At 73.1% G+C, this 24,370-nt stretch carries 24 protein-coding genes; 7 read left to right on the top strand and 17 right to left on the bottom strand.

Annotation, left to right across the window (positions count from 1 at the left end):
- Positions 1-8: 8 nt before the first annotated feature.
- From ABD481_RS37300 to ABD481_RS37310, 3 genes are all read right to left on the bottom strand, one after another.
- Positions 9-1,499 (bottom strand): glycosyltransferase family 39 protein, encoded by a 1,491-nt coding sequence (locus ABD481_RS37300; RefSeq protein ID WP_344670582.1) that lies wholly within the window; start codon positions 1,497-1,499, stop codon positions 9-11.
- A gap of 205 nt (positions 1,500-1,704) precedes the next feature.
- A complete protein-coding gene (locus ABD481_RS37305; protein WP_344670583.1) occupies positions 1,705-2,091 on the bottom strand; it encodes a hypothetical protein in 387 nt (128 codons plus the stop codon).
- 11 nt (positions 2,092-2,102) lie between these two features.
- Complete coding sequence (locus ABD481_RS37310) at positions 2,103-2,294, bottom strand: hypothetical protein (protein ID WP_344670584.1); 192 nt, start codon at positions 2,292-2,294, stop codon at positions 2,103-2,105.
- Between the two features lie 254 nt (positions 2,295-2,548).
- Here ABD481_RS37310 and ABD481_RS37315 point away from each other — a divergent pair, with 254 nt between their 5' ends.
- From ABD481_RS37315 to wecB, 3 genes are all read left to right on the top strand, one after another.
- Positions 2,549-3,493, top strand: a complete 945-nt coding sequence (locus ABD481_RS37315) for a helix-turn-helix domain-containing protein (RefSeq protein WP_344670585.1) — start codon at positions 2,549-2,551, stop codon at positions 3,491-3,493.
- A 264-nt stretch (positions 3,494-3,757) separates the two neighbouring features.
- On the top strand, positions 3,758-5,014 hold the full coding sequence (locus ABD481_RS37320) for a nucleotide sugar dehydrogenase (protein WP_344670586.1): 1,257 nt from the start codon (positions 3,758-3,760) through the stop codon (positions 5,012-5,014).
- 141 nt (positions 5,015-5,155) lie between these two features.
- Positions 5,156-6,259: a non-hydrolyzing UDP-N-acetylglucosamine 2-epimerase gene (gene wecB, locus ABD481_RS37325; protein WP_344670587.1), complete on the top strand. Its 1,104-nt coding sequence runs from the start codon at positions 5,156-5,158 to the stop codon at positions 6,257-6,259.
- Positions 6,260-6,340: 81 nt separating this feature from the next.
- On the opposite strand, the gene ABD481_RS37330 is transcribed toward wecB, so the two are convergent.
- The 3 genes from ABD481_RS37330 to ABD481_RS37340 form a co-directional block, all read right to left on the bottom strand.
- Positions 6,341-7,891 carry a glycosyltransferase family 4 protein gene (locus tag ABD481_RS37330; protein WP_344670588.1) on the bottom strand — a complete coding sequence of 517 codons (1,551 nt, stop codon included), beginning with the start codon at positions 7,889-7,891 and terminating at the stop codon, positions 6,341-6,343.
- Between the two features lie 75 nt (positions 7,892-7,966).
- Positions 7,967-9,592 carry a hypothetical protein gene (locus ABD481_RS37335; RefSeq protein WP_344670589.1) on the bottom strand — a complete coding sequence of 542 codons (1,626 nt, stop codon included), beginning with the start codon at positions 9,590-9,592 and terminating at the stop codon, positions 7,967-7,969.
- 57 nt (positions 9,593-9,649) lie between these two features.
- On the bottom strand, positions 9,650-11,359 hold the full coding sequence (locus ABD481_RS37340; RefSeq protein WP_344670590.1) for a glycosyltransferase: 1,710 nt from the start codon (positions 11,357-11,359) through the stop codon (positions 9,650-9,652).
- 148 nt (positions 11,360-11,507) lie between these two features.
- Here ABD481_RS37340 and ABD481_RS37345 point away from each other — a divergent pair, with 148 nt between their 5' ends.
- Complete coding sequence (locus tag ABD481_RS37345) at positions 11,508-12,104, top strand: Uma2 family endonuclease (RefSeq protein ID WP_344670591.1); 597 nt, start codon at positions 11,508-11,510, stop codon at positions 12,102-12,104.
- Between the two features lie 21 nt (positions 12,105-12,125).
- Here the strand turns inward: ABD481_RS37345 and ABD481_RS37350 are convergent, their stop codons facing one another.
- From ABD481_RS37350 to ABD481_RS37370, 5 genes are read right to left on the bottom strand one after another with little or no spacing between them, the layout of a single operon-like run.
- On the bottom strand, positions 12,126-13,388 hold the full coding sequence (locus tag ABD481_RS37350) for a glycosyltransferase family protein (RefSeq protein WP_344670592.1): 1,263 nt from the start codon (positions 13,386-13,388) through the stop codon (positions 12,126-12,128).
- Positions 13,389-13,397: 9 nt separating this feature from the next.
- Positions 13,398-14,207, bottom strand: coding sequence for a hypothetical protein (locus ABD481_RS37355; RefSeq protein WP_344670593.1), 810 nt, complete (start codon positions 14,205-14,207; stop codon positions 13,398-13,400).
- Positions 14,204-15,094, bottom strand: a complete 891-nt coding sequence (locus tag ABD481_RS37360; RefSeq protein WP_344670594.1) for a hypothetical protein — start codon at positions 15,092-15,094, stop codon at positions 14,204-14,206. The genes ABD481_RS37355 and ABD481_RS37360 overlap by 4 nt, the downstream gene beginning before the upstream one ends.
- The gene (locus ABD481_RS37365; RefSeq protein WP_344670595.1) at positions 15,066-16,232 is read right to left on the bottom strand and encodes a glycosyltransferase family 4 protein; all 1,167 of its coding nucleotides are present in this window, start codon (positions 16,230-16,232) and stop codon (positions 15,066-15,068) included. Before ABD481_RS37365 ends, ABD481_RS37360 begins: the two co-directional genes overlap by 29 nt.
- Before the next feature lie 6 nt (positions 16,233-16,238).
- Entirely contained in the window at positions 16,239-17,297 is a 1,059-nt protein-coding gene (locus ABD481_RS37370; protein WP_344670596.1) for a glycosyltransferase family 2 protein, read from the bottom strand.
- A gap of 132 nt (positions 17,298-17,429) precedes the next feature.
- On the opposite strand from ABD481_RS37370, the gene ABD481_RS37375 reads away from it, so the two are divergent.
- Positions 17,430-18,815, top strand: coding sequence for an LCP family protein (locus tag ABD481_RS37375; protein ID WP_344670597.1), 1,386 nt, complete (start codon positions 17,430-17,432; stop codon positions 18,813-18,815).
- Positions 18,816-18,863: 48 nt separating this feature from the next.
- Here ABD481_RS37375 and ABD481_RS37380 read toward each other — a convergent pair whose 3' ends face one another.
- Complete coding sequence (locus tag ABD481_RS37380) at positions 18,864-19,241, bottom strand: ACT domain-containing protein (protein WP_344670598.1); 378 nt, start codon at positions 19,239-19,241, stop codon at positions 18,864-18,866.
- Complete coding sequence (locus tag ABD481_RS37385; protein ID WP_344670599.1) at positions 19,238-19,810, bottom strand: acyl-CoA thioesterase; 573 nt, start codon at positions 19,808-19,810, stop codon at positions 19,238-19,240. The genes ABD481_RS37380 and ABD481_RS37385 overlap by 4 nt, the downstream gene beginning before the upstream one ends.
- Positions 19,811-19,949: 139 nt before the next feature.
- Here ABD481_RS37385 and ABD481_RS37390 point away from each other — a divergent pair, with 139 nt between their 5' ends.
- Positions 19,950-20,780, top strand: a complete 831-nt coding sequence (locus ABD481_RS37390) for a hypothetical protein (protein ID WP_344670600.1) — start codon at positions 19,950-19,952, stop codon at positions 20,778-20,780.
- A gap of 24 nt (positions 20,781-20,804) precedes the next feature.
- Here the strand turns inward: ABD481_RS37390 and ABD481_RS37395 are convergent, their stop codons facing one another.
- Positions 20,805-21,365: a dihydrofolate reductase family protein gene (locus ABD481_RS37395; protein WP_344670601.1), complete on the bottom strand. Its 561-nt coding sequence runs from the start codon at positions 21,363-21,365 to the stop codon at positions 20,805-20,807.
- Positions 21,366-21,511: 146 nt separating this feature from the next.
- Here ABD481_RS37395 and ABD481_RS37400 point away from each other — a divergent pair, with 146 nt between their 5' ends.
- Positions 21,512-21,856: an STAS domain-containing protein gene (locus ABD481_RS37400; RefSeq protein ID WP_344670602.1), complete on the top strand. Its 345-nt coding sequence runs from the start codon at positions 21,512-21,514 to the stop codon at positions 21,854-21,856.
- Between the two features lie 3 nt (positions 21,857-21,859).
- Here ABD481_RS37400 and ABD481_RS37405 read toward each other — a convergent pair whose 3' ends face one another.
- The 3 genes from ABD481_RS37405 to ABD481_RS37415 all read right to left on the bottom strand — a co-directional run bounded on the left by ABD481_RS37405 (position 21,860) and on the right by ABD481_RS37415 (position 24,314).
- The gene (locus tag ABD481_RS37405; protein ID WP_344670603.1) at positions 21,860-22,849 is read right to left on the bottom strand and encodes a sigma-70 family RNA polymerase sigma factor; all 990 of its coding nucleotides are present in this window, start codon (positions 22,847-22,849) and stop codon (positions 21,860-21,862) included.
- A gap of 66 nt (positions 22,850-22,915) precedes the next feature.
- Positions 22,916-23,866: a glutaminase gene (locus ABD481_RS37410; protein WP_344670604.1), complete on the bottom strand. Its 951-nt coding sequence runs from the start codon at positions 23,864-23,866 to the stop codon at positions 22,916-22,918.
- Positions 23,856-24,314, bottom strand: a complete 459-nt coding sequence (locus ABD481_RS37415) for a hypothetical protein (protein WP_344670605.1) — start codon at positions 24,312-24,314, stop codon at positions 23,856-23,858. Before ABD481_RS37415 ends, ABD481_RS37410 begins: the two co-directional genes overlap by 11 nt.
- Between the last annotated feature and the right edge of the window lie 56 nt (positions 24,315-24,370).

The following is a 24,370-nucleotide window of genomic DNA, read 5'->3' on the forward strand; positions in this document are numbered from 1 at the left end:
CAACCGCGTCACCGCGGCACATAGACCTCGATCCACGAGCCGGCGGTGAAGCGGGCGGCGAGGCGGTAGCGGGTCAGGAGCTCGCGGTAGGCGGCGGTCTGTCGAGGGTGGTCGGCGGGGGCGGCGAGGAAGCGGCCGGCGGCGTGTTCGGTGAGGATCAGGGCGCGGGCCTCGACGGTGGGGCGGTCGGCGGCGAAGGTCAGGGGGACGAGGCGGAAGCGGGCCGGGTCGAGCCAGGGGCCGTAGCTCTCGACGGCCACCGGCTGGTCGGCGGGGATGTGGCGGGAGACCCAGGCGGCGGCCTGGACGCGGGCGTGCTCGTCGAGGCGGGGGTAGAGGCGGGCGGCGGCGACGGCCGGGAAGAGGGCGACGGCCACGGTGATCGCGATGGCGGCGCGGCGGTGGCGGTGCGGAATCATGGTCGGGACGGCGATGCCGGCCAGGATTGCGAGAGCCGGGGTGAGCGGCACCAGATTGCGGTCGAATCGCACCGCCATCACCGCCAGGAGGAGAAACTGCGGAATCGCATAGGCGAGGCCCGCGATCAACGTTCTGCGAATCAGACCCCGGGTGCGGAAGACGGCCACAACGGCGACGCCGGTGGCGTCCACCAACAGCGGTTGATCGCGGAAGAGGGCGTTCAGGTAGTACAGGGGCGCGCCGCCCTCGGCCCCGACGTGGCCGGTCTCATAGTGGATGGCCTCGGCTTCCATCCCGGCCAGGACCGCGCCGGGGTGCACAAGGATCGCCGGGGTCGTGGCAAGGAAAACGACGGCGGCGAGGCCCGCGACTTTGAGAAGATCTTTGCGCCGGCCCGGACTCATCGCATATGCGACAACCACGGGAAGCGCCGCGACCGCTAAGTACTTGGCGCCTAAGGCAAGTCCTACGCCGAGGCCGCACAGCAACGTTCCATAGCGCGCCTCGCCAAGTACACGTGTAGTTCCATAGAGCGTCAGCGCTACTGCGAAGCCCGCATATACGTCCGGCGTCGCATAAGCACTGTTCGCCGTCGCCAGCGGAGACACCGCGACCGTGGCCGCGGCGAGCGCCGCTGCGCCGCGTCCCCAGCTCTCGGGCACCCCGACGCGCTTGAGCGTCTCGCGCACCGCCGCCCACACCAGGAGGCACGTCGCCACCGACGCGGCGGCCCCGACCAGCCGGATCGCCACCATCAGCAGCCGGGAGTCGGTGTGCGCGATCCCGAGGTTCTCGATCCGCATCGCCCCGTGCGCGGACACGTGGACGCCGACCGCCCGGAACGCCGAGGCGACGCCGGCGACCACCTCGTACACCAGCCCGGGGTACCGGTAGCTGTGCGGATCGAGCGTCCCGGCCGACGCCATCCGCATCCCGACCGCCACGTTCAGCGGCTCGTCCGAGTTCCCCACCCCGGGCAGCGCCGCGACCAGCAGCGGCACCCGCAGCGCCAGCGCCAGCACGGCCACCGCGGCCGCGGCCGGGTCGATCCGTCGATGAGGCCAATGAGGCAGTCGCATGTGGGGGTTCAACGAGCGAGGACGGCCCGCGGAAACGCACCGCTGGTCCGCCCTGGTCCGCCCTGGTCCGCCCTGGTCCGCCGCGACGAGTGGTGAAGAAACAGTGAAGCCCCGCGGCGGGAAAAACCCGGCGCGAAAAAACCGTGTGCCCCGCCGCGGGGGGAAGTCGGCGGGGCACACGGGACCTGGCGGGGTCGGGAAAGGGTCAGATGCGGATGGAGCCGTCATAGGACCCGTAAGGCTCGTGGGATTCGTAGGCGGCCGCGGCGGCCAGGAGCTCGTATCCATAAGGACCGTCGACCCACTCCACCGCCCACTCCCGCAGCAGCGGGGACGTGGCCAGCGCGCGCCGCACCAGTCCGGTCGCGGTCTCGCGCGCCGAGCCCGGCAGGTCCGGCTCCGAGGCCAGGTACAGCCCGGCCACCAGGCGCGCGGGGTAGACGCCGGCCTCGTCGACGACGACGTGGGCGTGCTCCAGGGCCCGCTTCGACCCGCCCGACACCGCCTGCAGCGCGTACCGCAGCGTCGCCGCGCACAGTCCCCGGTCGCCGACCAGGCCCGAGCGCTGAACCGCCACCATGATCAGTTCCATGTCGTTCTCCCTCACACTTCGGTCATGATGGCCCAGCACCCGACACAGGACGGCTGCCCCGCGGGGCGGACGGTGCCGGGGTGGGTGATGCCCGGCCCGGCGGTCGCCGAGTCGGCCTGGACAAGGGTCGGGACGGCCACCGGGGTAGCGGCGACGGTGGAAGCCAGGGCGGAGGCGGCGAGGAAACGCTTGAGACGAGACATTGCTTGTCATCCTCTTTTTGGGTTGAGCCCGGGTGACCGGGAACGGCCCCGTGTGCACCCGGGTGTTCACCGCTGTCGAGTCTCACCGGCGCCGCCGCCTCCAGGGAACGGACTCCGGGCGTCCGCCTTAGGCCTGGCCGGGACCGGCCAGACGGGGCGCGGCGGAATCGTGCCGTATGCCCCTTGATCGCCAAGGTGTTCGGCTGCGAGCATGGGGTCCGGCGTGGAGGCTGAACCGTTGTGAGGGGGCTGCCGTGCTGGGTTTGCTGGGACTGGATCCGCTCGCACAAGCGGTGTACAGCGCGATGCTCGCCGACCCCGCGGTGGGCGTCCGAGAGCTGGCCGAACGCCTCGGCCAGGACGAGCGCACGATCCGGGAGACCCTGGACCGGCTGGTGGAGCTGGCCCTGCTGCGGCCGTCCCGGGAGCGCTCCGGGACCCTGTACCCGGTGTCCCTGGTCGCGGGGATGCAGCTGCTGGTGCGCCGGCAGGAGGCGGAGCTGGCGGCCGGGCGGGACGCGGTGGCGGCCGGCCGGGTGGCGGCGGCCGACCGGGAGCCGGCCGAGCGGCTGATCGGGCTGGACGCGGTGCAGGCCGAGCTGGAGCAGCTGCTGGCCGGGGCGACCGTGGAGGCGCTGTCGATGGTGCCGGGCAACGCGGTGCCGACCGCCTCGCTGGAGGCCTCCCGCAACATCGACGACGACGTGGTGCGCCGGGTCCGCTCCCGGGTGCTGTACCACGCCTCGGTCCGCAAGGACCCGAACACCGTGGCCTACGGCCGCTGGCTGGCCGAGCGCGGCACCGAGATCCGGGTCTCCCCCGCGGTCACCCGCCGGCTGCTGATCGTGGACGGTCGCACCGCGATGGTGCCGATCGACCCGGAGCAGCCCAGCGCCGGCGCGCTGTGCGTGCGCGAACCGGGCCTGGTGGACCAGCTGACCGCGCTGTTCGAACTGATCTGGACCGACGCCGTCCCGCTGGGCGATCCGGCGCCGGAGGAGGCCGCGGCCGAGCTGTCGGCGACCGACCGGCACCTGCTGCGGCTGCTGGCCGACGGCCTCACCGACGACGCCGCGGGCAAGCGGCTGGGGGTCTCGGCGCGCACCGTGCGCCGGATCATGGCCGATCTGATGGACCGGCTCGGTGCCGAGAGCCGGTTCGAGGCCGGCGTGGAGGCGGCCCGGCGCGGCTGGCTGTGACCGCCGTACCCGGGCGCAAGGCCGGGTGGCTCCCGTCCCGGGTCGTCAGCGGCCGAGGTGCCCGGCGGCGCAATGCCCCGGCGACCCAGTGGCCCGGCTACCGAGTGGCCCGGCGACCCGGCGGCCCGACAGCTCAATGGCCGCCCGCGTAACCGCGCGGATACAGGACATGAGCGGACGTGAGACGTCAGCCCCACTCACATAGAGTTGGCGCGGCGCGGCGCCTTCAGCGGCGCGCAGCGGATTCGACCTTTCGGAGTCATCATGCACGTTGTCGTCGCCGGCCAGGGGTACGTGGGGCTGCCGCTCGCGATCCGGGCGGCCGAAGTCGGCCACCGCGTCGTGGGCTACGACGTGGACCCGCACCGCGTGAAGCAGCTGGCGGCCGGCGAGTCGTACGTGGAGGACGTCGCCTCCGAGCGGGTCCGCGCCGCGCTGGCGTCCGGCGCCTACTCCGCCACCTCGGAGGCCGCCGCGCTGGCCGGCTTCGACCTCGCGGTGATCACCGTGCCGACCCCGCTGCGCGACGGCGTCCCGGACCTGAGCTACATCGAGTCCTGCGCCCGCACCCTGGGCGCGCACCTGCGCCCCGGCGCGACCGTGGTCCTGGAGTCCACGACCTACCCGGGCACCACCGAGGAGCTGATGGTGCCGATCCTGGAGGAGGTCTCGGGCCTGAGCGCGGGCCGCGACTTCCACGCCGGCTTCAGCCCCGAGCGGATCGACCCGGGCAACCAGGCCTGGCCGTTCCACAAGACGCCGAAGGTGGTCTCCGGCATCGACGCCGCCTCGCTGGCGGTGGTCCAGGGGTTCTACGACGCGCTGGTGGAGACCACGGTCCCGGTCTCCGGCCCGAAGGAGGCCGAGCTCGCCAAGCTGATCGAGAACACCTTCCGGCACGTCAACATCGCGCTGGTGAACGAGATAGCCATGTTCGCCAAGGCGCTGGGGGTGGACGTCTGGGAGGCGATCGGCGCGGCGGCGTCCAAGCCGTTCGGCTTCATGAAGTTCACCCCGGGCCCCGGCGTCGGCGGGCACTGCCTGCCGATCGACCCCTCGTTCCTGTCCTGGAAGGTGGAGCGCACCGTCGGCGTGCCGTTCCGCTTCGTGGAGCTGGCCAACGACGTGAACAACCACATGCCGGACTACGTCGTGCGGCGCCTGATGGAGGCCTTCAACGCCCGCCGCCGGACCGTGAACGGCTCCCGGATCCTGCTGCTGGGCCTGGCCTACAAGCCGAACACCTCCGACGCCCGGGAATCGCCGTCCACCCGGGTCGCCGAGCTGCTGCTGAACCTCGGCGCGCAGGTGCGCGGCGCGGACCCGCACGTGGTGGACGACATCCACGCCGACGCCCGGCTGGTCCGGGTGGAGGCCACCGCCGAGGAGATCGCCGCCGCCGACGCGGTGGTGCTGCTGGCCGACCACGCCGAGTTCGACTACGACGCGGTGCTGGCGCACGCGGAATACGTCCTCGATTGCCGGAACCGGCTGAGCGGCGCCAACGTCGAAGTGCTGTAGGACGGCGGAGCCCGGCTTCCCCTGTGGGGTGGGAGGCCGGGCCTCGCCGGTTCCGGGTCCGCCTCCGTCCGGAGGCCGCCTCGCCCCGGTGTTCTAGAGTTGCCGGGTCAGGCAGCGACCCGAGCGAGACGGCGAATTCCCTTGAAGATCATCTGTGTGGCGGGGGCCCGCCCCAACTACATGAAGGTCAAACCGGTCATGGACGCGCTGGAGGCGCGCGGGGCCGAGGTGGTGCTGGTGCACACCGGGCAGCACTACGACGAGGCCATGAACGACGTGTTCTTCCGCGACCTCGGCATCCGGCAGCCGGACCGCTTCCTGGGCGCGGGCTCGGGCACCCAGGCCGAGCAGACCGCGCGGATCATGCTGGCCTTCGAGCCGGTGGTGGCCGAGGAGGCCCCGGACGCCGTGGTGGTGGTCGGGGACGTGACCTCGACCGTGGCCTGCGGCCTGGTCGCGGCCAAGGCCGGGACGCTGCTGGCGCATGTCGAGGCGGGTCTGCGCAGCCGTGACTGGTCGATGCCGGAGGAGGTGAACCGGGTGGTCGTGGACCGGCTCGCCGACTACCTGCTGGCGCCGTCCGCCGACGCCGTGGAGCACCTGCGCGCCGAGGGCTACCGCGCGGACCAGATCCACCTGGTCGGCAACGTCATGATCGACACGCTGTTCGCCAACCGGGAGCGGGCGCTGGCCTCCGGCGCCCTGGAGCGGCTGGGGCTGACCCCCGGCGGCTACGGCCTGGTGACGCTGCACCGCCCGGCGAACGTCGACTCCCCGGCGGCCCTGGCCCCGCTGATCAGCGCCCTGACGAAGATCTCCGAGGAGCTCCCGCTGATCCTGCCGGCGCACCCGCGCTCGGCGGAGGCGCTGCGCGAGCTGATCGCCACCGACCGGATCCGGGTCGTCCCCCCGGCCGGCTACCTGGACTTCGTCGCGCTCCAGGCCGGCGCCCGCATCGTGCTCACCGACAGCGGCGGGGTCCAGGAGGAGACCACGGCCCTGGGCGTCCCGTGCGTGACGCTGCGCGACAACACCGAGCGCCCGATCACCGTGACCGAGGGCACCAACGTGCTGGCCGGCCTGGACCCGGCGCGGATCGTCGAGATCGCCCAGCGGGTGCTTGCCGATCCGCCGGCCCCGCGCCGCCCCGAGCTGTGGGACGGCCGCGCCGGCGAGCGGATCGCCGAGGTGCTGCTCTCCGGCGGGACCGCGGCGACGCGGCTGCGGCCGACCGCGCTGGCGTGACAGTCGGGGCGTGACGGTCGGGACGTGACAGTCGGGGCGTGACGGTCGGGACGTGACGGCCGGGGCGCGGCGGACCGCTCGTCAGAGGGCTGACGGGTCCTGCCCGGTCACTTCCCGGTAGAGCTCCAGCATGGTCTCGGCCTGGCCCTCCCACGAGTACCGGTGCAGCGTCTCGTCGGTGTAGACGCCGGTGTAGGCGCTCGGGTCGGCCAGCACCTTGCTCGCCGCCGCGACGAACGACGCCGCGTCGCCGGCCACGTAGATCTCGCCGTTGCCGAGCTCCCGGGTCAGCTCCGAGGTGGCCTTGACGTCGCTGACCACCATCGGCAGCCGGGCACTGATGTAGGACCAGTACTTGGTGGTGATGGTGAGCTCGTGCATCGGCGTGTGGAGCAGCGTGTCCAGGCCGATCGTCGCCGAGCTCAGATACGCGGTGAGCTCCTCGCTGGGCACGTAGTCCAGCAGGTGGAAGCGGTCTGACACGCCGAGCTCGGCGGCCATCGCGACCAGCTCGGCCACGTAGCCGTCGCGGCGGCCGACCAGCAGCGCGGCGTGCACGCCGGGCAGCTCCGGCAGCGCCTCGACGACCGTCTGGAGCCCGCGCACGTTGGTGACGCTGCCCGGGTGCACCAGCAGCGGGACGTCGGCGGCCAGGCCCAGGGCGCCGCGCACGCCGGGCACGTCGTCGCCGGCCGAGGCCAGGTCGGCGAGCGCCGGCATGTTCTTCACCAGGACCGGCGGCTTGCGCCCGGGGAACTTCTCGATGCCGTGGAACTCCACCATCGAGGCGGCGTAGCCCTCGATCGGGCTCATCACCGCGTCGGCCAGCGGCAGGTACTTCGCCTCCTGAGCGGCCATCGCCGGGGCCCAGGTGGGGTTGTCGCGGGTGTCGCCGGCGAAGAACTCGTGGGCGTCGTAGATGACCTTCACCGTGCGGCCCTTGGCCTTGGCGCGGGCCGCCGCGCGCACCGCGACGCCGAGCATCTCGGCGTCGTTGGCGTGGATCAGGTCCGGCTCCAGCTCGTCGGCGGCGCGGCCGAAGGAGTCCTCGAAGTCGACCAGCCGGGGCTGGGCGTCCCACACCGCGCCCTCGCCGCCGCGGCGCACCTTCCGCTGCTCGGAGGAGGTGCTCGGGGAATCCTGCACGGCGGCGTAGTTGTGGTCCAGGGCCTGCTTGCGGGCGGCGATCCAGTAGCCGGCCGCCTTCACGCCGAGCGCGCGGGCGGCCAGCACGGCCTCGTCGACCAGCTTCGAGGCCGGGTTCATGCCGTCGGCGGCCTTGCGGGCCAGCAGCTCGCGCTCCACCGCCAGGTTGGACTGGCGTATGCGCTGGCGCTGGTGCTTGACCTTGCCGAGCTCGATCGTGGAGTACGCGATCAGGCCGCCGACGCCGGTGCGGCGCGGGTGGTAGGTCCGGTACTTGGTGGCGGCCATGCTCTCGGCCGGGCGCAGCACGGTGACCTCGCCGAGCTCGGACTCCTCGCGCTTGCCGCTGCGGGAGCGTCCCACCAGGTAGGTGTCCCATCCGGCCTCGGCCGCCGAGCGTGCTTCCTTCTGCACCCGGGAGTCGCCGTCGATGAAATTGCCGACCAGCATGACTACTCGCGGACGGCGCTGGTCGGACGTGGTCACTGTTCTCCTCCGGAGGGCAGGCTGGGGGCTGCTCGGAGTTTAGCAACGGCTCATATGACAAACATCCCGGCTCCGTCAGCCGCGCAGCCACGGCTCCAGGGCCTGGGCCGACTTGCGCCCGTCGTGGAACTCCTGGACGAACGCCCGGCCGGTGGCGGCCACCGCGCGCGCCGCGTCCCGGTCGGCGAGCACGCCCTCGATCACCTCGGCCAGCGTGTCGGGGTCGGCCTGCAGGGTGGGGATCCGCGCCGGCACCCGGTCCCGGACCCGCCGGTCGATGTTGGCGATGCTGACCCGGCCGGCCGCCATGGCCTGGCAGGTCATCACGCCGTAGTTGCCGATCACGAAGTGGTCCAGCACGATGTCCGCGTCCTGCACCACGCCGACCAGCTCGGCCTGCGGGATGTGCTCCAGCCGCCGGTACTCGATCAGGCCCCTGGCCTCCAGGTCGCGCAGGGTGGGCTCGATCAGGTCCGAGCCCTTCATGAACGGCCGCGACGGCGCGTGCACCACCACCGGCACCTCGCGCTCCAGCGGCGGGCGGGCGCCCTCGGTCCACTGGGCCAGGTCGACCACCACCGGCAGCCAGGTGGCCTGCGGGACGTCGTCGACCAGGTCCGGGGTGGAGACGAACACCGGGCCGTCGAAGTCGGCGACCCACTTGGCCATCTCGGCGGTCTTGCCGCGCAGGACCTCGGTGAGCTGCCGGTCCTCGTCGGTCGCCGGGGCCCGGAACGGCGAGAACTTGTAGAGCTCGACGTGCCGGTCCGGCGAGCGGATGTCGGAGCCGTGGAACAGCAGCCCGGCGCGGATCCCGGCGCGGCGCAGCTCCGGCAGGTCGTCGGCGAGCTGCCCGCCGTTGAGCCGCCCGAAGACCGCCAGACCGCTCTCGGACAGCACGTGGGTGACGGTGTCCAGGGTGTCGGCGACCCGGCCCAGGCCCCACAGCGGGTCCACCCAGTCCTTGTCCTCGGCCTTGATGTCCGAGCCGTAGCCGAAGGCGTAGCTCTTTTTCTGGATGTTGCGGGCCCTGATGCCGGCGTGGGTGTCGACCGCGCGGGCCCAGGCGTAGCCCATGCCCGCGTTGTTGTTGGAGCCGATGAGCAGCGACGGTGCCGGCTCCACGGCCTTGGCGGCGGGCCGCGCCGCGCCGGGGGCGACAGCGGTGCGGCCGAGCTTGGCCGCCGCTTTGCCCGCGGTCTTGTCGGCGGCCACGACCACGTCCGGGGCGAAGGCGTCGAGGTAGGGGCCGAACTCGGCGGCGACGTCGGCCGCGGACCAGGTGGCGGCCGGGTCGCGGAGCGCCTTGCCGCGGACGTTGCGGGTGCTCAGGACCGCCTTGCGGCCGAGCTTGCCGAGCGCGCCGGGGGCGGTGTCGAAGGCGGTGCCGACCCGAGTCTCGACGACGTGCACGCCGCCGTGCGAGGCCTCGGGCTTGCGCTTGCCGAACGCCGGGGTGAGCAGCAGGACGCTGTAGCCCTGGGCGAGCAGCCGGTCGGCCTCGGCACGCGCGGCGCGGTCGGCGCCGGCCGGCGCGGCGGAGACGACCACGGCGCGGTTCCGGGCGGCGGGGGCTGCTTCGGGCTCCTCCGGCGAGGCCGACTCGGCCGACTCGGCCGGCAAAGCGGCCCCTGCCGACGTGGCCGGCGAAACCGACTCTGCCGGCTCGGCCGACGGGGCTGGCTGGTCCTGCTCAGGCATGCGCGGCGGCTTTCTGGTCGGTCACTCGCGCCGCGTCGTCCGGGGCGTCCGGTTCGATCACGACGTCCCGGGGACGGCGGCATCCGGTGCCGCAACGTTAGCCGATTCGGGTGATGCCGCGCGGGGCGGTGGGGCGGCTGAGGCGGCCGGGCCCGTGACCGGGTCCCCGGCCGGATCCCCGACCGGATCTCCGACCGGATTTTTGACCGGATTTTTGACCGTCCCGGCGCCGCCGCGCGGGACCGGCCGCAGACCGCTCACCCGCTCGTAGAGCGCGAGCAGCTCCGGGACCTGCCCCTCCCAGCTGTGCCGGGCGAGCATCTCGTCGGTGTACACCGCCGCGTAGCGCGCCCGGTCGGCGGCGACCGCCCGGACCGCCCGCGCGAAGCCGTCGGCGTCGTCGACCTCGAACACCTCGCCGTTGCCGAGCAGCCGGGTCAGCTCCCCGGCGGCCTTGACGTCGCTGACCACGACCGGGAGCCGGGCGCCGATGTAGGACCAGTACTTGGTGGTGATCGTCAGCTCCTGCGTCGGGACGCGGCGCAGGGTGTCGACCCCGATGTCGGCGGAGGCGATGAAGTCGGTGAGGTCCTCGACCGGCACGTAGTCCAGGACGTGGAACTGCGGGGCGACCCGCAGCTGCTCGGCGAGCGCGGCGAGTTCGGCGACGTGGCCGGACCGGGAGCCCACCAGCAGCACCAGGTGCGCGTCGGGCAGCTGCGGCAGCGCGCGGACCGCCGTGTCCAGGCCGCGGATCGGCGTCACCGAGCCCGGATACACCAGCACGGTCGCCTCCGGCCCGAGGCCCAGCCGCCCGCGCACTCCCGGTCCCCGGCCGCCGGGCACGGTGAAGGTCGACGCCTCGGGCATGTTGCGCACCACCGTGGGCCGCACCGCGAGGCCGTGGTGCTCGACCAGCTTGTCGGCGAAGTTGTCGACGGCGGTCAGCACGCCGTCGGCCATCGGGATGTACTTCGCCTCCTGAGCCGTTATCACCGGCGCCCAGGTGACGTCCTCCGGCCGCAGGTCGCCGGCGGTGTACTCGTGCGAGTCGTAGACCACCGCGACCCGCCGCCCCGCCCGGCGGGCCCGGACCGCCGCGCGCACCGCGACGCCGAGCATCTCGGCGTCGTTGGCGTGGATCACGTCCGGCTCCAGCGCGTCGGCGACCCGCCCGAAGGAGTCCTCGAAGTCGGCCAGCCGCGGCTGCACGGTCCACGCCGCCGTGTCGCCGCCGCGCCGCACCATGGCCCGCTCCCACGCGTTGCTCGGCCCCTGCGCGGCGGCCGCGTAGTTCCGGTCGAAGGCCCGCTTCCGCGCCGCGACCCAATGCCCGCGCAGCCGCACACCCAGCACCCGCACGACCATCGCCGCGCGCGCCGCCACCGCCTCCGCGGGCCGCGGTCCGCCCGCCAGCCGCCGCGCCAGGAGCAGCCGATCGGTCATCAGATCCCGCTGCCGCAGCCGCTGCCGCTGATGCCGCGTGCGCGTGAGCTCCAACGAGCGGTAGGCGATCATCCCCCGCACCCCCCGCCGATGCGGATGCGAGGCCCGGTACCGCGTGGCGGTCATCGTCTCGGCGGCCCGCACCACGGTCGCCGCCCCGAGCGTGTACTCCTCGCGCCGCCCACTGGGCGACCGCCCCACCAGGTACGTGTCCCACCCGGCCGCCGCGGCGTACCGCGCTTCCTTCTGCACCCGGGAGTCCCCATCGACGAAGTTGCCGACGAGCATCACGACGCGAGGGCTATGGTCGCTGTGAGTCATCGTTCCATTGCACCACGGTGACGCGGGTCGGCTCGGGGACGGCGCGCGGGTTGTGTCGGAACGATCAGGGAAAGTGGAAGTTACCCATTCGAGCGGATCGCCAGGGCCGAATGGGTGAGATAGAGGAAAAGAAAGGGACTGATGCCCGATGAGCGTGTCGGATGATGGCGAGGAAATCGAAGGAGGTTTCGACTTGAACTCCATCATGGACGCCTCCGAGCCACTGACCACGAAGGACTTCTTCGCCCTCGGCGTGGACGAGAAGCTCAAAGTGGAACTCATCGGAGGAGCGCTCACCGTGAGTCCGTCATCAAGGCCCTGGCATGGAATCGTCGCGAATCACCTCGCGCGGCGCTTGGAGGATGTCCTCGGGGAGGACTTCGTCGTGTTCACGGATCTTGACGTGATCGTGGACGAGGAGAATGTGCCACGGCCGGACATCTTCGTCATCAGGCGTGCCACGTACGCCCCGGACAAAGTCACCGAAGCACAGAACGTCATCCTGGCCGTCGAGATCATGTCGCCCGGATCGCAGGTCAACGACCGCCGTGTGAAGCCGAGCCTGTATCGCGGCGCCGGTATCCCGTCGTGGCGAATCGAGCGGAGCGGGCATCGTCTCCTGCTCGTCGAAGTGCCTGTCCGCGGTGACGAAGTCGCTCACCTGGGCCAGGTGGTACTCGACGTCGCCGGCGTCAAAGTACCCGTCGATCTGGACGCCGCCGCTGTCAAAGCCTTCGGCACCTGACCCCGCCCGCCCCCGCTTCCCCTACCTCAGCTTCTTCCGCAGGCTCCGATAAGCCCGGTCCGCCCGCCGCACCGCCAGATGCAGCCCCGGCTTCGCCTCCAGCCGGTCGCGGCGCGTCAGTCCGGGCACCGGCTCGCCGTTCGGCCCCAGCTGGGCCCGCAGCCGCTCGATCTCGGACTCCAGTTCCCGCACCCGCTTCTGGCCTGTCGACTCCGGCCACTCCGGGTAGGCACTGACCACGCGGCCGCGCGGGCGGGTGTACGCCGCCAGCAGCTGGGTCGCCACCACGCCGCTGTCATGGCGCTGCGTCACCCAGGTCAGGCCCGCGGTCCGCAGGCGGGCGCGCTCGGCCGGGTCGGCGGCCAGGCCGCGGACCACGTCGGCGAGGGTGGCGGCGGTGGCCTCGACGATCGGCAGTTCGGGCACGGCCGCCTCGGGCATCGCCGAGCGGGCGCGGACGCGCTCGTGAACGTGCGCCACCGCGATCGCGCCGCTGGCCATCGCCTCGCAGCTGACCACGCCGTGGTCGCCGATGGTCAGGGAGTCGACCACCAGGTCGGCCTTGGCGAACTCGGCCTTCACCTGGTCACGGGTCAGGCCGGACAGCGGACGGTAGACGATGACGCCCTCGTCGTGGAGCGGACGTAGAGCGGCGTCGACCTGGTCCGAGCCCTTCGTGGAGCGGCGTGAAGGCAGGTGGACGACCACCGGGACGGCCGGCTCCGCGCCGCGGGTGGTGCGCCAGGCCGCGACGTCCAGGGCCAGCGGCACCAGTTCGGCGTCCGGGACGTAGTCCGGCAGGCCGGCGGTGGAGACGAACATCGCGTCGCAGAAGCGGCGGGCCACCGAGACCCGGGCCCGGATCGCGTCCTCGTCGACGGTCGCGCCGGCCAGGTAGGAGTCCGGCTCGCGCTCGGCGTGGACCGAGGGCAGGCGGACGTCGGAGCCGTGCCAGTGCATGTAGACGCGCTTGCCCAGGGAGCGCAGCAGCGGCAGGTCCCACAGCTCGGGCAGCACCGGCTCCTTGGCGTCCAGCAGGCCGCGGCCGTACTGGAGGTGGATCACGTCGAAGCCGCGCACCGCCTCGTCCAGCACCTGCCAGCGGTACATCGGGTCGGCCAGCAGCCGGTCCTGCATCCACTCGCGGTCCGGGCGCAGCCCGAACGCGGACTCCCCGAACGACCAGACCTGGGCGTCCACGCCCTGCGCGCGCAGGGCCTTCGCCCACTCGGACGGCTGTCCGGCGATGTCTCGCGGGGCGTACAGAACACGGAGATGAGCCACGGCCCGACCCTACTGCTCCGGCTCGAACAGCGACCAGTCCGAGCCGCCGAGCCTGTCGATCATCAGCTCCGCCGCCTCCCGGGTGCGGGTGCACAGCCGGAACGGGTAGTCGCCCCAGCCCTCGTCGACGACGATGACGGCGTCCGGGCCGCCGTACAGGGTCAGCTGGGCGCCGCACTCGCGCCACGTCGGCAGCCCCAGCGGCGGCCAGTGCAGCTGGACCCGCGCGACGATCTCGTCCTCGCCGCCCCCGGGGTACGCCTGCCAGCCGAAGCCCGCCGGCACCCGCACCGCCGCCAGCAGCAGCGCGAACTCGCTGAGCGTCGGCGCCACCGGCTCCCACTCCTCGCCCTCGGTGACCAGCACCTGGGGATCGGCGACCGTGGACTGCGCGCTGAGGTAGCCCCACTCCTGGGTGTACTGCGCCTCGGCCATGAAGGCGACGGTGCGCAGATCGTCGGAGCCGGGGACGGCCAGCGGGCTGTCCGGCGCCAGCAGCCGCACGTCGCCGCCGTCGGGGCTCCACCACCGCGGCGGCCAGTGCGCCGAGGACTCGTCCAGCTCGGCGTACAGCCACGAGTTCTCCGGCAGCACCCACCACTCGGCCAGCGCCTCCGGGATGCCGGGGTCCTCCTCCGGATCGTCGGTGCCGGCCTCGCCGACCAGGTCCGCGATGTAGCCGGACAGCGCCTCCGGCTCCCGCACCGGCCTGAAGCCCCATTCGGCGTGGAACTCGCGGTACAGGTCCCAGCGCCGGGCCGGGTCCGGATTCGCGCGCTGCGCCGCCAGCCGTTCGGCGAACCGGCCGTAGTCGATCATCCTTTGCTCTCCTCCGGTGTCCTCGGCGGACGGGGCCTGCGGACTTCCCACTCGCCGCCGAGCTCCCCGAGCAGCCGGCGCAGGGCTTCCTCGGTGCGGCCGTAGGCGCACAGGCGGAAGTCGTCCCCGGTGGGATCGACGCTCGCCAGCACGTCCGGGCCGCCGTGGAAGACCTTGGTCATCGTCAGCTCGCGCCACGGGTGGAAGCCGAGCTCGGGCAGCGTGCCGGCGATGCGCGCCGCCATCGCGTCGAAACCGCCGTCGCCGAGCTTGCGTTCGTCGCAGCGGGCATGCCACGCGAGCGTGTCCGGCAGCCCGGTCACGGCCAGCACCAGGAAGAACTCGGACATCGAGTCGGCCTGGAGCGTCCAGCCGTCGTCGGTGGACACGAAGACCCGGGGGTCCGGCAGGTGCCCCTCAGTGCTCAGATACGCCCACTCGTTGCAGTACTCGTACTCGGCCATGAAACAGCACAGCCGCAGGTCGTCCGGATCCGCCGCCAACGGGCTGTCCGGCTCCAGGCCGTCGGACACGCCGTAGCCGCTGGGGTCCGGACGCCAGGTCGGCGGCCACACCGGATTGGTCCAGTACATCTGCCAGGAGTCGGCGAAGGAGTTGAACGGCAGCCGCCACCACTCGGTCAGCGCCGCCGGCACGCGCTCCGGCGGGACGAGCGCCGCCAGCTCCTCCGGGTCGAGCTCCTCGGCCTCGGCCTCGGACTGCTCCCCGCCGGACCAGCGCCGTCCCCCGGTCGGGACGTATCCCCACTCCTGCTGGAACGCGCGGTACAGGTCCCACCGCTTCGCCGGGTCCGGCTCCGCCCGCTGGGCGGCCAACCGCTCGGCGAAGCGGCCGTAGTCAATCAGCTCGTGGGACGAGCCGTTCATAGATCCCCCTCAGCACCCCCGCGTCGGCCTCCCAGCTCAGCGCCGGGGCCGCGGACCTGACATTCGCCGCGTAGGTCGCGTAGTTCTGCGCCACCTCGCGCAGCGCCTCGGCCAGCGACGCGGCGTCGCCCGGCCGGTACAGCGCGCCCAGCTTGTACTGCTCGACGACCCGCCGCAGCTCCTGCACATCGGTCCCGACCACCGGCACGCCGGCGCGGACCGCGTGGAACAGCTTGTTCGGCATCGCCAGCCGGTGGTTCAGCCACTTGTCCGAGTGCGTCACCAGCGAGATCCCCAGCTCCCGCAGCAGCGCGTCGACCTCGTCCACCGGACGCGGGCCGACGACCTCGGCCGCCTTGCCGTCGAACGACCCCAGATAGGTGTCGTCGGCCGGGCCCGCGATCACGATCCGCAGCGGCCGGACCAGCTCCGAGGCCCCGGCGATGGCCTCCAGCTCGCGGAACGGCGCGATGCGGCCGGCGTAGACCGCCCCGGAGGCCGCCGCCGGCGGCTCGACCGGGCCGCCCTCGGGCAGCGGGAAGGTGTTGCGCACGACCTCCACGTGGCGCCAGCCGTAGGCCTCGCGCAGCGCGTCGGCGACGCCCTCGCCGACCGTGATCACCGTCGCGGCGCGCGCCCCCCAGGCCTGCTCCTGCCGCGCCTCGCGGCGTTTCTGCACCGGCGTGGGCCGGCCCACCCGCGGCCGGCCCTGCCACAGCTCGTGGGTGTCGTAGACCAGCGGCACCCGGTGCTGCCGCGCCAGCTCCGCACCGAGCGCCAGAGTGTTGAAGTCGTGGGCGTGCACGACGTCGAACTCGGCCTCGGCGGCCAGCTGCCCGGCCTTGGAGCGCCACGCGGCGAAGGCCGAGTTGCGGTGCTGCGGCAGCAGCAGCCAGCGGGCGGCCCGCAGGTGCGGCGGAAGCTTGCGGCGCGCGCCGAGCGACTCCGCGCCCTCCTTGCGGAAGGCCGACCCGGCGCCGACGCTGGCCACGGTGACGCCCGAGGGCGGCTCGTAGCCGGTGGAGACGTCCTTGCCGATGACGTGGACGGCGTGCCCGGCGTCGGCCAGCGCCGCCGCCTCGCGCATCACCCGGGTGTCGGTGGCGACGTTGGAGATGACCAGCATCAGGATGCGCATGTGCGGCTACTTCTTGGCGGCTTTGCCGACGGCCTTGGCCAGGCGCGCCGGGGAGGTGAGGAACCCGTAGGCCCAGGATCCGTGCATGGTGGCCAGCACCAGCGGCAGCCGGGCCCGGACGCCGGCCGGCAGGCCGCGCGACTCGTACAGCGCGCCGGCGGTGAGCGCGCCGAGGTAGCCGACCGGGACCACGAAGCCCAGGGCGGCGACCGCCGGGCCGCCGGTGAGGCCGGCCAGGCCCACGACGGTGCCGGTGGCGACCGCGACCAGCGCGCCGGGCGGGGCCAGGTAGCGCAGGTTGGCGGTGCCGGCGTGGGTGCGCATGACGACCCGGCGCCAGCGGCCGTACTCCTTGTACTGCTTGGACAGCGCCTTGAAGCTCGGACGCGGCCGGTAGGTCACCGACAGGCTGGGGTCGAACCAGATCAGCCGGCCGGACTCGCGGATCCGGTGGTTCAGCTCCCAGTCCTGGGCCCGGGTGAAGTGCTCGTCGTAGCCGCCGAGCTCGTCCAGCACCTCGCGGCGGAACACGCCGAGGTAGACGGTGTCGGAGGGGCCGCCCTCGCCGCCGGTGTGGAAGCGGGCGTTGCCGACGCCGAGCTTGCTGGTCATGGCGCGGGCCACGGCCTGCTCGAAGACGGTCACGCCCTCGGCGCGCATGACGCCGCCGACGTTGGCCGCGCCGGTCTCGCCGAGCAGCCGCACGGCGGTGGAGATGTAGCCCGGGGCCAGCTCGCCGTGGCCGTCGACGCGGACCACGACGGCGTGCTTGGCCTCGGCCAGGGCCGCGTTCAGCGCCGACGGCGTGCGCCCGGAGGGGTTCGGCACGCTGCGCACCCGCGGATCGGCGGCGGAGAGCTCGTCGGCGATCTGCTGGGTGCGGTCCCGGCTCGGGCCGATGGCCAGGATCAACTCCAGCTCGCCGGGGTAGTCCTGGCCCAGCACGCCGGCCACGGCGTGCGCGAGGTGCCGCTCCTCGTCGAGGACCGGCATGATCACCGAGACCGCGGGCCAGGGCGCCGTGGCCTGCCCGGTGGTCGCCGCGGAGGGTTCTGAGACGTTCATCGTCGGTCAGATTACCGGCCCGGCCGACGGCGGCGTGGCGTAAGCACACAGTGCGGTGGGATGGTGACAGGCTGTTCGGAAGGCCCGCGGGCGTGGCGGGGGACCCGGCATCGCAACCGCCGTGGAGGACGGATGATGGACAACCTCGCGGAGCTGCTGCGCCGCCGGCCCGCCCCGGGTGCGCCGCGGGGCCGCGGCCCGAACCGCCGGCCGGGACCGCGCCGGGACCGGAACGGCGATCGGAACGGCGATCCGCACAGCGACCGGAACGGCGATCGGAACGGCAATCGGCAGGGCGATCGGCGCCGGGACCGGCACCGCGCGGTGCGGCTGGCCGCGGCCTGGACCGGCGGCACGCTGTCCGCCGCGATCCTGGCGGTGTCCGGCTACGGCTGGTCGGTGACCGACGCGGTGGACGCCGCGACGGTGCGCGCCGACGTCTTCGGCGGCCTGGCGGACCGGCCCGCCGACTCCCCGGCCACCGACATCCTGATCGTCGGCTCGGACACCCGGCTGGGGCTGAGCTCCGACGCCCAGGACGCGTTCCACGTCGGGTCGCAGGCCTCGGCCGACGGCCAGCGCTCGGACACGATGATCCTGGCGCAGCTGGCGGCGGACAAGAAGTCGCTGACGCTGCTGTCGATCCCGCGCGACTCCTATGTCACGATCCCGGCGACGGCGACCCGGCCCGAGCACAAGGCGAAGATCAACTCGGCACTCGACCTGGGCGGCCCGGCGCTGACGGTAGAGACCGTGGAGCGCAACACCGGCATCCGCGTCGACCACTACGTGCAGGTGGACTTCTCGGCGTTCTCCGCCATCGTGGACGCGGTCGGCGGCGTGGACGTGTGCCTGCCCAAGGCCGCCCACGACCCGCTCAGCGGCCTGGACCTGCCGGCCGGGGTCTCGCACGTGGGCGGCGTGCAGGCGCTGTCCTACGTCCGCGCCCGCTACACCCTGACCGGCGGCAGCGACCTGGGCCGGATCCACCGCCAGCAGCAGTTCCTGGGCTCGCTGGCGGACCGGGTGGCGTCCTCGGACGTGCTGGCCGATCCGGCGCGCTTCTCCGGCCTGGTGCGCGCCGCGGCCGCGTCCGTGCGGACCGACTCGGCGCTGAGCACCGAGGACATGCTGAAGCTGGCGCTGGCCGTCAAGAACCTGCCGCGCGAGCGCATCCGCTTCGTCTCGATGCCGCTGGCGGACGTGAACTACCAGGCGCCGGGGATCGGGTCGACGGTGCTGTGGGACGGGACGGTGGCGCAGCGGCTGTTCGACGCGCTGCGGAAGGACGAGCCGGTGGAGACGGTGGCGGCTTCGGCGGTGGGGTCCGCGCCCTCGGCGGCCCAGGCGCCCGCGCCGAGCGCGAGTGCAAGCAGTGCAGGCAGCACCGGCGATACCCAGGATGCGACGACGACCGCTGAGGCGGCCGCGGCGGCGAAGAAGCATGCGAAGAAGGTCCACGTCGCCGAGGCGACGCCGCTGGCGGTGCGAGCGGCGAGTTCGGACATCTGCCACTAGGCGGACCGTGGGCCGAGCCCGAGCCCACCACCCGCTGTGGTCCGGCGCTCAGTCGACCGTGTGGCCCGCCGACCGCAGCGCCTCGACCGCGCGCTCCACGGCGTGCTCGGGCACGAGCACCAGGTCGGCGTGGAAGGTCGAGGCGACAAAGACCGGCACCGCCGCGGCGGCCAGGGCTCCGAGCAGCGCGGCGAGCATGCCCGGCAGGTCGAGGCCGTGCGCGGAGTCGCCGCCGTAAAGCGCGCGCCAGAGGTCCGCGCCGGCCGAGTCGCGCTCAACGACCTCGCGGACCACGGTCAGGCCCTCGGGGGCGCGGACCAGCGCGATCCAGCCGTTCGGCGGGGCCACGGCGGCCGGGAGGTGCTCGACCACGAAGGTGCCCGGGACCAGGCGCAGGCGCTGGGCGCTTCCGTCCGCGGCGCTCACGCGTCCGCCCCCTCGGCCTCGGGCGCAGATCCGGTTCCGCCCACCGCCCCGGCCCGGGCCGCCTGGATGGCGCGCCGCCGGGCCAGGCGGTGGCTGCGGCGGATCTCGGCCTCGGCGTGGCGGCGGCGGTCCAGGTCGGTCTCCAGCACCAGCGGCGGCACGCCCCGGGGCTGGCCCTTGTCGTCGACCGCCACGAACACCAGGTAGGCGCTGGCCACGTGGCGGGGCGCGGTGCCGGCCTCGTTCCAGGGCTCGGCCATCACCCGCACGCCGACCTCCATCGAGGTCGCGCCCACCCAGTTGACCTGCGCGTAGGCGTGGACCAGGTCGCCGACCCGGACCGGGTTCAGGAACTGCATCTCGTCCATCGCCGCGGTCACCGCCGGGCCGCCGGAGTGCCGGCCGGCGACCGCTCCGGCCACGTCGTCGACGAACTTCATGACCACGCCGCCGTGCACCGTGCCCAGCAGGTTCACCTCCGTGGGTCCCATGATGTGGGACAGCATGGTGCGGGACGCCGCCGTGGTGCGGGGCGCGGGCTCGGGCGGGCGTGCGGCGTCATCGGTCACCTCCTCAGCGTAGATCGTCCTCGGACCGGCTTCCCCCGCACCGCATGGATCCGGCCCGCGCGGGTAACCGCGGGGCTACCCACGGCAAGATCCCGAGGACAGAATGTCAGGGAGCGGACAGTCGACAGGGGGCTTTTGGATGACGGAGACCGTTTCCGCCCGGCGCGGAACGCTGATAGCCGGGATCTCGGCGCTGGCGCTGCTGATCCTGGTCGCGGCGTTCGACAACTCGGGCACGAGGACCTGGCGCCTGGCGCGGATGACCGGTGAGAGGGACGACACCGTGCACAGCTGGACGGCCACGCCGGTGCAGGCCCTCAGCGCGCTGGACTGGCGGGCCTCCCCCGCCTCGGGCGAGTCGGGCCGGATCTTCGCCGGCTACCTGGCCTCGGCGCTGCTGGCCGTGCTGTTCCTGTTCCTGCTGACGATGCTGGTCTGCCGCGGCGTGGCGGCCGGCCGGGGCCGCTGGGCGCTGTTCGCCGGGACCTGGTTCGCCACCGGGGCGGCCGCCGGGCTGGCCGTGGCCGCCGGCAGCGCCATCGCCGGGACCTCGCTGGTGCTCAGCGCCTTCGACCCGGCGGGCACCAGGTTCGCCCGCGGCGACACCTACTACGCGATGCTGACGGCCGGGATGCTGTTCGGGCTGTTCGCCGGCTGGCTGATCGGGCTCGTCGCCGTCATCACCTACGGCATCACCGAGGGGTCCGACACCGGGGGCGGGTCCAACGCCTCGTGGGGTCCCCCGTCCGGCTACGAGTACGGCTCGGCGACGCCCACCTCCGGCCCGGACTACTCGTTCAGCCCGGGATCGCCGTACTCGGCGCCCTCGTCGTCCCCGCCGTCCTCGACCCCCGAGTACGGCGGTTACGGGTCCCCCTCGGCGCCGACCCAGATCGTGCCGCCCCGGGACGGCAACCCGTACCACGGCGACGACGACAGCGGCGGGGGCAGCGGCGACCGGTCCTACTGACCGGCGCCGCCGGCCGGCCGCCGCTCAGTCGGCCGGCCCGTAGACCACGTGCAGCGTGCCGGTCTTGAACACGTCGCACGAGATCAGCTTCAGCTTGAGCGGCTCGTCCAGGTCGTCCTCCCACAGCCGCAGGCCGTTGCCGACGGCCACCGGGTGGATGTACAGGTGCAGCTCGTCCAGCAGCCCGGCGCGCATCAGCTGCCGCACCACCGACACCGACCCGGACAGGCCGATCGTGCCGCCCTCCTCGGCCTTGAGCTCCTTGACGTACTCGATCAGGTCGCCCTGCACCTGCTCGGAGTTGCGCCAGGTGAACTCCAGCGGCGAGTGCGAGACCACGATCTTGCGCTTGTCGCCGAGCGCCTTGGCCATCAGGTAGTCGTCGCCCTTGGCCTCCTCGCGGGCCGGCCAGGACTCGGCGAAGCCCTCGTAGGTCTTGCGGCCGAACAGCACGGTGTCGGTCTCGCCGATCTGCTTCATGACCGCCGCCCCCAGCTCCTCGCCGAAGTAGGGGAAGTGCCAGGTCTGGGGCTCGGCCACCACACCGTCGGCGCCGGAGAACAGGCCCACAGTGATCTTGCGCATGATGTCGCTCCTCGTGATCGTCTCGGTCAGCTCCATGTGGTCGCTTCAACCAGTCAGACGACCGGCGGGCGCCGGACTCATCGCTCCCCCGCGATGTTTTTCCGCGGGATCGATGATTCGGCGGCCCGGCACCGGTCTGTAGTGGTGTGAAGCGGATAGTGCTCTACGACGCCTCGGCCATCGACCGGCCGACCCGCGAGGACCTGCAGCGACTGGCCCGCCTGCGGCTGGACGCCCGGCGCAGCGGGTGCGACCTCGTGCTGACCGGCGTCGGGCAGCGGTTGCGGCTGCTGTTGGCGGTGACGGGGCTGGAGGAGGTGTTCACGATCTCGCCGGACGGTATGTGCGGGGCGGAGCCGGAGGACTCGGGCGCCGAACCGGCCGAACCAACCGAACCGGCCGAGCCAGCCACGCCGGCCGAGCAGGGCGAACCGACCGCGCGGGCCGAGCCGGCCGAGCCGCACAAGCGCCGCGATCCCGGCGGCGGCTGAGCCTCAGACCGGGCTGCCGTCCGCCGCCAGCCGCGTCGGCACGCCGAACAGCGGGAACAGCCGGTCGGTGTCCAGGTAGTTCGCCAGGCCGGCCAGCCGGTCGTCCCGGATCTCCAGCACCATGATCGCCCACGGCGTCCAGCCGTCGCCGTCCTCGGCCGGCCGGTACTGCGCGAAGGCCGGCGTGCCGTTGGCCGTGACCTCCAGCAGCCGTGAGCCGCGGCAGCCGCAGCCGACGCCGTTCCACCAAGTGCGCAGCTCCTCCACGCCCTGGAGCCAGAGCTCGTAGGGCGGCATGTTCAGCGACACGTCGGCGCGCAGCAGCTCGGTCAGGCCCTCGATGTCGAAGGCCTCGAAGGCCCGGACGTACCGGGCCAGGAACGCGCGCTGCTCGTCGTCCAGCGGCTTGGCCACGTCGCCCTCGGCGCCGCCGCTCTCGGCCAGGGTGGCCCGGGCCCGCTGGAGCGCGCTGTTCACCGACGCCACGGTGCTGTCCAGCAGCTCCGCGGTCTCGGCCGCCGACCAGGCCAGCACCTCGCGCAGGATCAGCACGGCGCGCTGGCGCGGCGCCAGCTTCTGGAGCGCGGCGATGAACGCCAGCTTGATGCTCTCCCGCCCGACCGCCACCTCGGCCGGGTCCCCGCCGAGCACCCGCTCGTCCGGGATCGGCCCGACCCAGATGTTCTCCTCGAGCCGCGCCAGGTTCGGCTCGGCGGCCGACCCGGGCCCGAACAGGTCCATCGGCCGGGCCCGCCGCTGCGCGGCCGGAGCCATGTCCAGGCAGACGTTGGTGGCGATCCGGTACAGCCAGGTCCGCAGCTGCGAGCGGCCCTGGAAGCCCTCGAACTTGGACCAGGCCCGCAGCAGGGTCTCCTGCACCGCGTCCTCGGCCTCGAAGGCGGAGCCGAGCATGCGGTAGCAGTACGCGGTCAGCTCCCGGCGGAACGGTTCGAGCTGGTCGGCGACGGTGTCGCGGTCTGTGGTCGTGGACACGCCCTCACGATAACCGGACGGTCCGACAGACGCGGCCTGCTCGGCCGGACCGGGGCCGCGGATCCGTCAGAACACCGACCACCCGGTCGCGGTGGTGAACCGGTCCAACGCCTCGACCCCGGCCACCGAGTTGCCGTGCTGGTCCAGGCCCGGCGACCAGACGCACAGCGCGGCCCGGCCCGGGACCACCGCGACGATGCCGCCGCCGACCCCGCTCTTGGCCGGCAGCCCGACCCGGAACGCGAACTCCCCGGCCGCGTCGTAGGCGCCGCAGGTCATCATCAGGGCGTTGACCCGTTTGGCGCCCAGCACCGGGAGCAGCCGCGAGCCGTCGGCGCGCACGCCGTGCCGGGCCAGGAACAGCGTGGCCAGCGCGGTCTCGGCGCAGGACATGGCGATCGAGCAGTGCCGGAAGTAGTGGTCGGCGGCCACGTCCACCGGGTTCTCGATGTTGCCGTAGGCGGCCATGAAGTGGGCCAGGGCCAGGTTCAGATCGCCGTGCTCGGCCTCGGAGGCGGCCACCGCGCCGTCGATGGTGACGGTGTGGTCGTCGGCCTCCGAGCGCAGGAAGTCCAGCACCGCGCCGGCCGCGTCCCCGGTCAGAGTGTGCAGCAGGTCGGTGACCACCAGCGCGCCGGCGTTGATGAACGGGTTGCGCGGGATGCCGCGCTCGTACTCCAGCTGGATCAGCGAGTTGAAGGCGTTGCCCGAGGGCTCCACCCCGACCCGGCCGCGCAGGCGGCCGTCGTCCCGGGCCATCACCAGCGCCAGGCTGTAGACCTTGGAGATGCTCTGCAGCGAGAAGCGCTCCCGGTAGTCGCCCACGCCGTACAGCCGGCCGTCGACGGTGGCCAGGGCCAGCCCGAACCGGTCCGGGGAGACCTGGGCCAGCGCCGGGATGTAGTCGGCCACCCGGCCCTCGCCCACGTACGGCGCGACCTCGTCGGCGATCCACTCCAGCAGCGCGTCGTACGCCAGGTCGTCGACCGAGACCGCGGCGCCCTCCTCATCGGCCATCGCCGGCTCCCCCTCCGTGGTCCGGAACCGCGCGCTCCGGGGTCAGCCAGGCCTTGACGGCCGCCGCCCACCGCCGGTCGTGCGTGGTCTCCATGAACTCTTTCCAGTCGATCAGCAAATAGATCTGTCCCACCGTACGGGTGTTCAGGATCAAGGGCTTGCCGGAGTTCAGGAGGCCGCCGACGAACCGGCCGTAGAGCTCGGTGTACCGGGTCTGCACGTCCAGGATGTCGGCACGGCGCAGCACCAGCGGCTCGGGGCGGTCCGGGCCGTGCCAGCCGGTCAGCACCAGGGCGTCGGGCGTGAGACTGATCACGCCGTGCCGGTGGAACTGGGCGTGCTGGCTGACCCCGGCCGCCGCCATCTCCTCGGGGGTGCAGTGCCCCAGCTCCTCGGCGGTGGCGCCGAGGTACTCGCCGGTGCGCGGACCGGCCTGGTCCCGGGTCATGATCCCATCGTTCCCCTACGAAAGTAGGACGTGCGCCCTGGTCCGGCCCACCTACG

Origin of the sequence: Catenulispora yoronensis (assembly GCF_039531695.1) — a bacterium.
In the GTDB taxonomy this organism is placed as follows: Bacteria; Actinomycetota; Actinomycetes; order Streptomycetales; family Catenulisporaceae; genus Catenulispora; species Catenulispora yoronensis.